Here is a 799-nt window from a genome sequence, read left to right on the forward strand (position 1 = left end):
GCTATCTCCCGGTTTGATTGGCCTTTCACCCCCAGCCACAAGTCATCCGCTAATTTTTCAACATTAGTCGGTTCGGTCCTCCAGTTAGTGTTACCCAACCTTCAACCTGCCCATGGCTAGATCACCGGGTTTCGGGTCTATACCCTGCAACTTAACGCCCAGTTAAGACTCGGTTTCCCTTCGGCTCCCCTATTCGGTTAACCTTGCTACAGAATATAAGTCGCTGACCCATTATACAAAAGGTACGCAGTCACACGCCTAAGCGTGCTCCCACTGCTTGTACGTACACGGTTTCAGGTTCTTTTTCACTCCCCTCGCCGGGGTTCTTTTCGCCTTTCCCTCACGGTACTGGTTCACTATCGGTCAGTCAGGAGTATTTAGCCTTGGAGGATGGTCCCCCCATATTCAGACAGGATACCACGTGTCCCGCCCTACTCATCGAGCTCACAGCATGTGCATTTTTGTGTACGGGGCTGTCACCCTGTATCGCGCGCCTTTCCAGACGCTTCCACTAACACACACACTGATTCAGGCTCTGGGCTGCTCCCCGTTCGCTCGCCGCTACTGGGGGAATCTCGGTTGATTTCTTTTCCTCGGGGTACTTAGATGTTTCAGTTCCCCCGGTTCGCCTCATTAACCTATGGATTCAGTTAATGATAGTGTGTCGAAACACACTGGGTTTCCCCATTCGGAAATCGCCGGTTATAACGGTTCATATCACCTTACCGACGCTTATCGCAGATTAGCACGTCCTTCATCGCCTCTGACTGCCAGGGCATCCACCGTGTACGCTTAGTCG

Annotated in this window: 1 rRNA gene; it reads right to left on the minus strand. The window is 52.1% G+C overall.

Features of this window, described 5'->3' with window-relative positions:
- A 23S ribosomal RNA gene (locus tag DAE25_RS22690) occupies positions 1-799 on the minus strand; the annotation flags it as partial.

The organism is Nocardioides terrigena (genome assembly GCF_003047265.1).
Taxonomy (GTDB): Bacteria; Actinomycetota; Actinomycetes; order Propionibacteriales; family Nocardioidaceae; genus Nocardioides; species Nocardioides terrigena.